General features: G+C 40.8%; 8 protein-coding genes. 5 read left to right on the top strand and 3 right to left on the bottom strand.

Annotated elements, in window-relative coordinates:
• The first annotated feature begins 80 nt into the window (after positions 1-80).
• The 4 genes from L1D51_RS17835 to L1D51_RS17820 are packed head-to-tail and all read left to right on the top strand — an operon-like array spanning position 81 to position 6800.
• On the top strand, positions 81-1493 hold the full coding sequence (locus tag L1D51_RS17835) for a glycerophosphodiester phosphodiesterase (protein WP_239964409.1): 1413 nt from the start codon (positions 81-83) through the stop codon (positions 1491-1493).
• A gap of 10 nt (positions 1494-1503) precedes the next feature.
• The gene (locus L1D51_RS17830; protein WP_239964408.1) at positions 1504-3819 is read left to right on the top strand and encodes a PEGA domain-containing protein; all 2316 of its coding nucleotides are present in this window, start codon (positions 1504-1506) and stop codon (positions 3817-3819) included.
• Positions 3820-3836: 17 nt separating this feature from the next.
• Positions 3837-5594 carry a hypothetical protein gene (locus L1D51_RS17825; protein ID WP_239964407.1) on the top strand — a complete coding sequence of 586 codons (1758 nt, stop codon included), beginning with the start codon at positions 3837-3839 and terminating at the stop codon, positions 5592-5594.
• Positions 5595-5606: 12 nt separating this feature from the next.
• Positions 5607-6800: an alkaline phosphatase family protein gene (locus L1D51_RS17820; RefSeq protein WP_239964406.1), complete on the top strand. Its 1194-nt coding sequence runs from the start codon at positions 5607-5609 to the stop codon at positions 6798-6800.
• A 334-nt stretch (positions 6801-7134) separates the two neighbouring features.
• Here L1D51_RS17820 and L1D51_RS17815 read toward each other — a convergent pair whose 3' ends face one another.
• On the bottom strand, positions 7135-7671 hold the full coding sequence (locus L1D51_RS17815) for a hypothetical protein (RefSeq protein ID WP_239964405.1): 537 nt from the start codon (positions 7669-7671) through the stop codon (positions 7135-7137).
• A gap of 211 nt (positions 7672-7882) precedes the next feature.
• Between L1D51_RS17815 and L1D51_RS17810 the strand changes: the two genes are divergently transcribed.
• A complete protein-coding gene (locus L1D51_RS17810) occupies positions 7883-8830 on the top strand; it encodes an ATP-grasp domain-containing protein (protein WP_239964404.1) in 948 nt (315 codons plus the stop codon).
• Between the two features lie 17 nt (positions 8831-8847).
• Here L1D51_RS17810 and L1D51_RS17805 read toward each other — a convergent pair whose 3' ends face one another.
• Together L1D51_RS17805 and L1D51_RS17800 are read right to left on the bottom strand one after the other, a co-directional pair.
• Positions 8848-10443 carry a sodium:solute symporter family transporter gene (locus L1D51_RS17805; RefSeq protein ID WP_239964403.1) on the bottom strand — a complete coding sequence of 532 codons (1596 nt, stop codon included), beginning with the start codon at positions 10441-10443 and terminating at the stop codon, positions 8848-8850.
• 60 nt (positions 10444-10503) lie between these two features.
• A partial coding sequence (locus L1D51_RS17800; protein ID WP_239964402.1) for an ROK family transcriptional regulator occupies positions 10504-11651 on the bottom strand: 1148 nt, incomplete at its 5' end.

The raw sequence follows: 11651 nt of genomic DNA, 5'->3' as shown, positions 1-11651 counted from the left end.
CCTTTATTCATATATTATTCAGTTTTACGCACTTCTTCATTATCTTGTATTAAAAAGGAAAGCCTTTTGGCTATAAAGCAATGATGCAAACTCTGTCTCAAAAACCATGGCTCCTAGCCAGTATTTTCCTGTGTTGTATTGGTTTAACGGCTTGTAAAAGCACCCCAGAGCCAAGCGCTGAAAGCACCTTAACGGTGGCCGAAAAAAATGCAATTAAGGCCAAGCAGGGTGCACTGTATGCACGAGGTTTTTATGAAAGCCAACTTGGTAATATCAACTACGCCTCTGCTAGGCAATGCAGTAACTTTAATTTGCAGAGCCACCGTGGCTCAATTCGTTATGCAGAAAACTCGCTTAACGCGGTAATTGATGCCATCGACAACAATTTTGACGTTGTTGAGATTGATGTGCGAATTACCCGTGACGATGTGTGGGTTGTGCATCATGATGCCCGTACAGGTCGGGAAACCGGCACAGTTGACAATAAGCGCCGCAAAATTGAGTCGATGAGCTATAAAAAAGAGTGGGGCTATTTACGTCATCGTAACCAAGATACCGGGTTACTTACCGATGATATGCCACCTTCATTCAGAGAGCTTGCTGCCACATTTGCGCGCTACCGTAAGCCTCATCAAAAACTGAATATTGAAATAAAATCAAAGGCTTCAGTTAACGATTTAAAAATGCTGGATTATTTAGCATATGAATTTGTTGGTGGTGGTAACTACTTTTTTAGCAGTTTAGAAATGCGCAACCTGACTCGTATGCGCGATATTAACCCAGATATTTACTTGGCATTTATTCAGTCACCAGCAAAAGCCTCTATGAATAAGTTAGCAAGTGACCTAAAACGCGGCGCTGGTAGCGACCCAATTTACGAGCGCAACAAAGAAGAGCTTGAGAGCTTACAAGCTCTGGGTAATCGCTATCATCGTGAAAAACGTTACGACAGCCCAGTTAAGCTCGATAGATTAGCAAAACAGCTAAAACGTAACTTTGGTTATGTGCTTGATATTCGTCATTACAAGCAAAGTGCAGCACGCTTAAAGCCGGTTGCTAAAGCGCGCGGTATTATGATTGCCACTTATTCTATTAACGGCCACGACTATCATGAGCGCAGCCTATTAGCGCAGTCGCGTTCTCTTCGCCCTGACTCTGTGATTATGGACGATACTGTTTATGGCTTTTGTTCTGTGTTTGAGTTACCAAAAATGCAGCCGTATTTTAGCGATGAAGCAGACGCTAGGTTGATTGCCAGCATGCCCACAGACCTTGATTTAGAGCGCCTTGATGAGCTGTATGCTTATAAAGGGAATCAGCTTTACCCAGCGGTCGGCGGCACGCTTAAATCAACTCAGGCACAAACTTATATTCCCAAAGTAACATCGACTCCTTCAGCACCTAATTTAGAAATTGGGACTCGCCAAGCCGATGAAGATTTTAACCTAGAAACAGATCCTGCTGTTGAACTAGAACTGCGTAAAAAACAATAAGAATAAAACTATGACTGATTTAATAAAGCCGTTTTGGTGGCGCTGTTTGCTACTTGTTTTAGCTACTTTATATTTATTACCTGAGGCAATTTTTAATGCCCAGTTAGTCTCTTTAGTCGGTTTAGGTACCCCTTCGGCAGAAGACCTTGAACACCTCGAAATTTATGGCCGAGCTGTATCTGGGGTGGGTGTTGCACTGCTGTTAGCTGACTTTTTACCTAAGGCTATGGTTGCCAAAGTGGGCCGCGGGATTATCTCGTTTATTGCTTTATTATGCTTAGTTTGGCCGGTGGTGTTTTTTGGCCAAAAATATGCCATTGAAAAAACCTTAATTGAGCCTTCAACCGCAGAGCAGCGCCAGTTTGCTACCTACAGTGCAGCACTTAGAGATGCACTGGCGATTAACTCGATTAAAGTGAATGACCTTGATTACAACCCTGAGCAATTACATAGCTCAGAAAACCTGACCTTTTTGGCGCTGTTTGGTGGCTTACTGTATAGCGATGCCGCGCTTTCAGACAACCTAGAGCAAGATAAGCGAAAGATTATTGCTGCGTTTGTACAGAAAAAAGCGTATCAAGATTTTGATAAACATTATAAAAACTACAGCCAGTTATATGATGAGCTGGTGGTTAAATACAAAGCCTATGCTGATGGCAGTAAAAAGTACAACAGCACTTTGGCAAGTATCGGTGAGCGCGAGCAAGGTTATTGGCAGCAAGTTGAACAAGAGATCAATAGCGGCTGGAACAAGTACCAACAAGCGCAAAAAGCCCATATCGCAAAAGCGTCAGCGCGTGCACAAAAGTATGGCCCGAAGATTTATGATTACCACCACAGCATTGCAAAATGCCGTGAGCGTTATGACAAAAGCAGTGAAAAAGACCGCCGAAATCGTTGTTATGAACGCGAAGCAGCAGACTACCGAAGCAATATTTTAAAAGCCGGTATTGGCTACATAGAGCCTGATTACTGGCTTATTGAAGAAGATGTTTCGGTTGCTGAAAATGCCGCAGGCACTATTTTAATGGGTGTGCTTACTGGTGGTGTTTATACCGCACTACAAGCTGCTAGTTTAGCAACCGGTGGTGATGGCGGCTTTAAAGATAAGCGCTATAAATACACCGATGACCCAGATCATTACCAGCTGCGTTTTTTACAACATCCAAATTTTCATAAGATGTTTGTAAGTGAAACGGGCTACCCATTTACAATCGAAAACTTAATGGCGTTTCGTGCTCACGAAACAACGCAAAAGAAGCTTAGATCACATTTTGCCAGCAAAGGGTTACAGCTTGAAAGCAACTGGAATGTGAATCAACGCCAAGCATTTGCTAATGCTGTAGCCAATAAGGTTACAAGTGAAGCTAATGCACAATGGCAAAGCGAAATGCGTAAACGCGGCATGAGTTTAAAGCCAAACTTAAGCTGGGTTGCGTTTCAGCTACACCCACAAATTCAAGCAAAAATTGCCGATAGAATGGGTGATTTATACGTAAAAAACATTCGTGCCGATTGGAATAAAAAGAACTTTAAAGACAAGGTGCTTGATCCAAACATTGCAAAACGCACCGACAAATACCTAGCCATGCTTAATAGCTCAGAAGGTAAATTTGCTGATGGTGGCGAGTATGCTGAGTACGGTAAGCAAGCATTGCGTTCGGTGATTATTCCGCCTATCTCGATGTCGTTATCACTGTTTTTGATTTGCTTAACCTTTAGCAAGCTGCCGTTAAAACTGTGGCAACTGGTTAAACCTAAGCAAGAAAAGCAACCAACGACAGGTGTATCTGTTTTGCAAAAGCTGATTATGCCTGCGCTGATTTTGATAGTGCCAGTAATGTTTGTGCATAACACCTTTACCAAGGATGATCAAAGCCCTGTTAACTACTTTTTAGACAAGGTCGATGAGTCGAGCAATCCGGTGTTTAGTTATGCTATTCGTTGGACTTTGCATGCCCAGCCTCTGCTGCATCCTCTTGGTTTAAAGTTTGAAGAAAAACTGCATATTTACGAGAACTTTAGCCCGCTGAGCCATGCTTTAGCCAAGGTTGATATTTTGCGCCATGGCGATGCCAGTTTAAGTGCTGAGCAGCAACAGCGTAGACAATATCTGGTTGAGCAAAAAACTAAACTTACCATTACTACAAACCCGGCGAACGCCACTATTCGCATTATGAATATCGGCCCTAAATATCGCCCCGGCATGATATTAAAAACTGGCGCTTATGATATTCAAGTGTCGGCGCCTGGGTATAAAACGTATCGACGTTGGCACCAAGTAGATGCTGGCGAACAAACATTAACCATTGATTTAAGCAATTAATTAAGCAAGGAATGAAAATGCAACATTGCCAAAATACGGTGTATGCCACCGATCTTCACTGTTGTGATTGTGGAGAAGCTCTTGAGCAAAAAAGACAAATGCACACGGTTGAAGAACTCAGCCCTGACTTGCTGGTTGATGTGAAAAACTATGCGCCACAAGCGAGTACGGTCACAGGCGTTGTGAAATCAATGTTTTACTATAAGCGTCGTTATAAAACCAATAACGACAACATGCTGTACGGTTATTGGTGGCTAGAAGTTGAAGACAAAGATGGCATTATTCATGAGTTTAGTGTTGATGCAGAAAAAGATGTGATTGCTAACCTACAAAAGGGCAATGTAATCACCGCATTTCAAGAAACACCGTTAACGCTTAATTATCGCATTGCTGATGGCAATGCTAGGCGGGTAGTTAAAAATGACCGCTTTATGCCAGTTGTGATTGTGCATTTTGCCGATCAACAATATCGCAGCTGGGACAAAACCATTAGCCGAAACTACACTGGCGGAACCATTTTGTGGCTGGTGCTAAGTGTTATTACATTCTTAATCATGTTGTTTGCTGCAAAGCTTGAGTTTTTACCTGCGCTACTTGCGTCATTGCCAGTTGCTATCGGGGTATTTATGGCAGAGCACAACTACCATAAAAAAGCTAAAGCCAAACAAGAAGCAAAGTATGATGCGATTTTAGCTGCAACAGATGTGATGCTATCGACCACCCTAAATCAACTGGGTTATAACATGCTGGCAAGAACGCCAAGTAAGTCAGATGTTATTTGTATCTCTTGCCAGCAGCGTATTAGCCAAGATGCTGCGCATTGTTATTGCTGTGGCGCTAAGCAACACGTTGAAGCGATTACTGAAAAAGAACAATCACTTGCAAAAGATGATGAGCAAGCTATTAGCATTCAAAAAGCGTTAGAGCCAACTATAACCAAACCAACTAGTATCGCTGAGCTTGAGCATGCCATTATGGATGAATATAGTCTTGCGTATGAAAACGATTACGTGCATAAAAATGTTTGGGCACGTAACGAAAAAGGCACTATTCGTCATCGTGCTGTGCTTGGCAAAGTACTAGAAAAAGAGCAAAGCGCACATGCTAATGAAACCCGCCAAACAGTGACCACGACAGAAACCACAACGACGTATCGAGGTGGCACGTATGTAGGTAGTGACGTAAAAGAGCGCGTTGAAGTTTATCGTAATCGTAGCACCACTTTAAAAGGTGAAATCATGCTCGAAACCGCATCGGGTGAACCATATATTTTTAAAGCGGGTGAAGATTTACTGGGCTCTGTTGATATTGGTGATTGGGTGTATTACGCCTACAGCAGTGTAGACACAAAACGTTATTATAAGTATTACCGAGAGTATGCCGTTAATGTGAGTAAAGACATTACTTATGACAACTCATCAGTACGCAGTTTTGGTATGGTGCATGGCTTTAACCGTATGGTACTACTTGGTCTTACATCAATAGGGTTAGCTTGGTACTTTGATGCGCAAGATTTTTATCCATTAGTAAATACACTTGTGCCAGATGTTGGCATTGATTTACTCAATGATTACCCGCAAGTGGTTGAGCACTTAGATGGCCTACCGGTTGCTGTGTTTATTGTGTTAAGTGTGGTTACAGGCGTTTGGGGCTTTATTTATAGCCAAATAAACGGCTCACGTTTAAAACGTAGTGTGAAAAAGCTAGAAAGCATGATCACAAAATTTTCAAAACAGTTTGGTAAAGTTTCTGAGCAAATTAACAAATTGAACTAAAAAGGGTTTCGCATGCGTATTTGGCAATTAGTTTTAGCGGGTTTATTAGCGTTCAGCTCTCTTGTAAAAGCGGAGCAAGAGCAATCTGTGGTACTTATTTCGATAGATGGATTTCGCTGGGATTACATTGAAAAACACCATGCAAAGCACTTAAAAGCAATCAGTGAACAGGGCGTGAGAGCAAACAAAATGCGCCCTGTTTATCCGACCAAAACCTTCCCGAATCATTTGTCGATTATTACCGGTTTATTGCCTGTTAATCATGGCATTGTCGAGAACCGCTTTTGTGATACTGAGCGTAACGACTGCTACAAAATGGGTAAAGGGAAAGACGACAGCACTTGGGTAAATGGCATTCCGCTTTGGAACCTTGCACAAATGCAAGGCTTAAAAGCCGCCACCTATTTTTGGCCTGAATCAGATGCGCGCTTTAACGGCATGCTACCTGATTACTTTTATTATTATTCAAAACACAGCGACTACCAAAAGCGAGTTGATCAAATTATTCAGTGGTTGAGCTTACCAAAAGCACAGCGCCCACGTTTAGTGATCAGCTATTTTTCGCTGGTCGATAGTATAGGGCACGAGTTTGGCCCTGATGCCAAAGAAACCTATGAAGCGGTACAAAAGCTCGATAGTTTAATGGCTGATTTATCGAGCCGTTTAAAGGCGCTTGATGAAAACATTAATTTAGTGATTGTATCTGATCATGGTATGGCGTCTGTTGATCCCAGCCTTAGCATTAAAATTGATAGCCTGCCGCAAGACGAAAACTTCATAGTACAAAACACCGGCCCTCGGGTTTTATATTATGCAAAACCAGATAGCAAAGCAGACATCAGCGGATTCAGTAAAAAGCTTTCTCACGCCGCTGATGGTCGTTATATCGTGCTAAGCGAGCAGCAAAAGCGTGATTATTACTATGATAAAGGCCCACGCGTTGGCGATATTATTTTACAAACCGACGCACCTCGAGTGTTTACCGACAGCAAAATGGCCGGTTATTTAGGCACTCATGGTTATGCTTATAGCGAAGATATGGCTGCAACCTTTATCGCCACCGGCCCCGCCTTTAAACAAGGTCTACGTTTAGACGAAGTAAGTAATTTAGATGTGTACCCGCTGATCGCCAAAATTCTAGGCCTTGAAATTTTAAGCCCAATCGACAGCGACGGCGCAAGTTTATGGCCCGCGATTGAGGAGTAGGTGCGAGTTAACGAGGGAAAGACTCTAGGGGAAAGTTGCTAGGGGAAAGAGTAAAGTTAGAAAGGGGCTAGGAGCTAGGAGTTAGGCGCTAGGACGCGATGTAAAATCACTGCTACAGACTCGAACTTGTTCCTCGTCACTTACTCAAGCCATTCCCGGCTAAAGCCAGTCCTACGGGGTAAACATTAGGTTCTGGGCGCTAGATTTTAGATTCTAGGATGCGATGTAAAATCGCTACAGACTCGCATCTCGTAACTTTACCCTTGTATCTTGTACCTCGAAACTCGCTAACTTTCCCTTTTCCCCTTGTAGCTAGTAACTCGTAACTAGTAACCTACAACTTCGTCACCCACCCGTACTCACCATGGCTTTGAAACTTGTAGCTTTGATTACCTGCATCAAATTGGCCTTGTAGGGTGTCTTCTGTGAGCGTCATCACGGCTTGATGGCCTGCTTTAGCATGATCATCGACCTTGCCAAACACACTTCTATCGCCATTGCTGGCCTCAATAATGTTACTAATTTCGACGGTATAACTAAGGTATTCGTCGATCACTAAAATAAAGTGATCGCCGGGTTGTAGGGTTTTTAGGGTGTCTAAATCAAATTCGCTGAATGCGGTGTTTGCTAATTGGTCAGGCAATCGACCTTGTTTATATAGATAATCGTGCGCAAGATTAGATAACTGATTAAGCGGCGCAGTTAAATTCACAATAGGTTGTGGGGCTATTTGGTCGGCCTGTGTTTTGTAAGAGGCAACAAACTGCTGTGTGCTGGGTTTTGTTTTAAAACCATCACTTTGAATATGCCACTCATTCAGTGCAAATGCTGTAAGTGGCAGAATGAAGATTAATGCAAGCGTCCTGTTCACATGTTTCTCTTATGGGTTTTTATGTTAACTTATTGTTGTTTTTTACCTCAAGTTAACAACTTGGTCAATAGTTAATCACTAAGTAGTGGTTTTTATTATCGTGTCGATAAAATTAATTTGTTTTACTCGGCTCTGGTTTTACTCGGTTCTGAATGCTGAGCATAATCCGCGTTTTTTTGTCACCGAAACTCCAAGACTAGAGGTACCGACTATGCGCGGGTGGATCATTTATAAAGATAGCCAAGGCTTGTTAAAGCAAGAAACCTATGAAGTTGAGCGCTTACTTGCTGCAGCCAAAGAAGAGGGCATAGATTTACAAGTTTATTCGCCTGATCAATTTGATCTGACTATTACCCGTGAAGACGGTAAAAGTATTTTAATTGATGGCCAATCTGTTGAGCTACCAGACTTTGTTGTTCCTCATATGGGTGTAAGTACAACCTATTTTGCGTTGGCGATTATTCGCCACCTTAAGCGTTTAGGCGTTTACTGTGTCAATAGCTCGCAATCAATCGAAACGGTGAAAGACAAACTGTTTGCACAGCAAATTCTTGCTGAATGTAATTTACCAACGCCGAATACCATGTTGGTTAAGTTTCCGGTGAATATTGATTTGGTTGAAAAGCAAATTGGCTTTCCAGTGGTTATTAAAACGTTATCGGGCTCGCAGGGCAGTGGCGTATTCTTATCAAAATCAAAAGAAGAGTTTGATGACTTAATGCAGCTGATTGAGGCTGCAAACCCACAAGCAAACATCATTTTACAGCAGTTTGTTAAGTCGAGTCATGGTCGTGATTTGCGAGTACTTACTATCGGTGACCGTGCTGTTGCGTGTATGGAGCGTAACTCACAGGGTAAAAACTTTAAAGCCAACGTCAGTGCAGGTGGCACAGGTAAGTCATTTCCTATCACGCCAGAAATCGAATGGCTTGCAACCCAAACTGCGAACGTACTTAACCTTGATGTGGCTGGCATTGATTTATTGTTTGATGAGCAGCACTTTAAAATTTGTGAAGCAAACTCAAGCCCTGGCTTTGAAGGCTTAGAAGGTGCGTTGGGTATTGATGTCGCCAAAGAAATTTTGCACTTCATTCGCATTCGATTAGGCATTTTTGATAAGCCAGAAGTGGCCGAGGAGCCTTGTTTAGAGGCTGTTTAATTCAGCTTATCGATGACTTAGCTAATAAATACAATTGTGACTCCAATCATTAAGGTAGAAAAAAGGATAACTGCAATTATCCAGTCTTTTGCTGCGCTAATGATATCTTTTTTATTTATTGAAAATAGGTGGTTGTGGTTTTTATGTAAAGGCAGCCCAATTTTGTTGTAAAAATCGAAATGTGTTTTATCAGGTAGTTGGGCTTTGCTTTTAAGCAAAAATAATATTATTAGGGAGCTAGATAGGTTTAAAAGCATAGGCATTGAAAACCAATAGATAGCTTCTTTAGGGCTGATAACGAAATATATTATGCCAAGAGTGATAGAAGATAAGTAACCTAAAATTTCTGCATTTAAAGTGACTTTCCACCAAAACCAACGACCAATTGCAAATGGTGCAAGCCCTGCAAATATTACTATATGAAGTTGATATATAAACAATAAGCTGTCTATAAAACCCAATAGGTAGATTAAATAGCTAAATATACTTAAAGAAAGTACTGATAAAAAGTAGACACTTTTTTTGCTGATTTTTGGCTTTTCTTTTATGTAAAAATCATTAGTAATAAGTGATGCGCCCCAATTTAGGTGAGAGTCAACGGTCGATATGTATGCAGCAATTAAGCAAAAAATAAAGAGGTTTATTAGTTCAGGCGGCAGCACTTTCATAATCACGTGAGCATAAACTTGATCTGCGCTTAAGGAGGTGTTTGTTAAGGTTATCGCGACGACTCCAATTAATACCCACGGAATACTTCTGATAAAAAAGTGAATAACACAATGCATTAGAATCGCATTTTTTGCGTCTGATTCACTTTTACACGATATCACTCTTTGTATCAAAGGCCCGGAACCTGGCGCTTTGTATATCCATGCAATGACTAAAAAAATCCAAAAATAAATAGATTCATTCTTAGACGTATTATTATCTAAAAATAGATTCTTTTTCACGTCAGGCACTTCAGCAATTATCGAAGCTAAAGATTGGCTTTCAAGAATAAAATATAAGGCGACCCATGAAATACCTACAGCAAAGAAAAGCTGGAAAATATCGGTAATTATTACTCCTTTTAATCCAGACAGTGCCGTGTATATTACAACAATAAGAAATACAACAAAGATGCAGAGCTGAATTTGAAGTTCTGTAAAGTGCAAAATGGGATGCTTAGAGAGTACTTCAGACAAAATTATTGAAAAAGCGTACGTCAGACTTGCTAAGACAATTGCATTAAGAATACCCCCTTCAAAAATAGCTTTAACTTTTCTTAAAAAACGTGTGTGTGAGGAGTCTCCATAGCGAAGTTCGTACAGCTCTACTTCTGTTTTTATACCACTTCGATACCAGTATTTGCTGAAGAAAAAAGCAGTAGACAGCAAACTCAGAATACCGACCCACCATATCCAATTACCGCTTATTCCAAAGCTATATACTAGTCCAGCCACTATAATCGGTGTATCACTAGAGAGTGTTGTAGCACTCATTGATGAGCCCGCTAGGTACCATGGTACATTTTTGTTGGCGGTTATTAATGAGTCTGAAGATTGTTTGTTGCTCTTTAGCCATAACCACAATACAACTAATAGAGAGCCAATAAGAAAAAGCCACAATTGCACAATGAGCTCTGAGTTTTTTTAGATAAGATAAATATAAATCATTTCATATATATTGCATTATTAGTATAGGGTGCCTAAAAAGTGGTAAATGGCCAAAGTGCTTGCACCTTTGCTTAATGGCGAAGGCTCATTATCAATAATTAACTCAGCTTTTTCAGCCTCTGTATGTTTATAATTTAACGCTTTAAATTTCACATTATCAGCAATAGTCTTTCTAACTTGATAGGGAAGATCTCCCGAAATAACGATAGCGCTTGGGTCAAAAAGGACTTGGATAAAGTGAAGAGGTTGTTCAAGTGCACAAGTGGCACTATCAAGCCAATCTAAATAATGTTGGTGATCATCAGAACTAGGATCGAGCGAATCTTGCCAGTTTTCTATGCTGCATCTTTTTAAATAAGAGCTCAGCGAACTTAAACAAGGACGAACAGCTTCAGGATCTGGGCTAAATAGTGCTGCGACCTCTCCTGCATTACCTGAATGCCCTTTTAACAGTTGCTGTTTTGCTATAAATCCGCCGCCAATGTTTTCACTTAAAGTAAGTACAAAAGCACTTTCAAGATCACTACCACGACTAGATAGTGAGTAACCAACAGCATTTGCATTTCCATCATTTTCAACATAGCAAGGAACTTTGAATGCGACTTCAAAAAAAGAGAGCAAGTCTAATTTGGTCCACTCATCAACATTGTATTTATTGCAAACAGTGTTAGATGATACAAAAAAACCAGAAATTGCGATGCCAATTCCTATGATTTGTTCGTTGATAGCCATACTGTCTAGTACGCTATTAAGTGTACTTTCAGCTGTTTCTAAACACTCTTTAGGCTTTGACAAATCGATTTTTTTTGAAATTTCAGCAATGTGGTCGCCACATAAATCATCTAATCTAATTATGAGTTTGCTATTAGCGAAAACGACTCCAACCGCATAAAGTTTATTCGGTTTGATGGTGATATTGATAGCAGGCTGACCTCTTGAGCCTAATGTTTTTGATTGTTGTTCAATTAGCTCAAACTCTAATAGAGACTTAGTTAGTCTTGTCAGCGATTGGTTTGACACACCCATAACTTTGGCAAGTTCAACTCGGCTCGCTTTATGTTTACGTCTCAAATAGCTAAGAATAAATTTTTCATTTTTATTTAGATTAATCAGGCTCATAGGGAAAACCATTGTACTTAACGGCAAATGTGACTGTAATACTACAC

The sequence above is a fragment of the Pseudoalteromonas shioyasakiensis genome, from assembly GCF_022398475.1.
Lineage (GTDB): Bacteria > Pseudomonadota > Gammaproteobacteria > Enterobacterales > Alteromonadaceae > Pseudoalteromonas.
This window is presented reverse-complemented; position numbering and strand designations above follow the sequence as displayed.

Excerpts from the sequence above, each read along its gene's own strand:
- L1D51_RS17835 (WP_239964409.1), top strand. The coding sequence starts at position 81 with ATGATGCAAACTCTGTCTCAAAAACCATGGCTCCTAGCCAGTATTTTC.
- L1D51_RS17830 (WP_239964408.1), top strand. The coding sequence starts at position 1,504 with ATGACTGATTTAATAAAGCCGTTTTGGTGGCGCTGTTTGCTACTTGTT.
- L1D51_RS17825 (WP_239964407.1), top strand. The coding sequence starts at position 3,837 with ATGCAACATTGCCAAAATACGGTGTATGCCACCGATCTTCACTGTTGT.
- L1D51_RS17820 (WP_239964406.1), top strand. The coding sequence starts at position 5,607 with ATGCGTATTTGGCAATTAGTTTTAGCGGGTTTATTAGCGTTCAGCTCT.
- L1D51_RS17810 (WP_239964404.1), top strand. The coding sequence starts at position 7,883 with ATGCGCGGGTGGATCATTTATAAAGATAGCCAAGGCTTGTTAAAGCAA.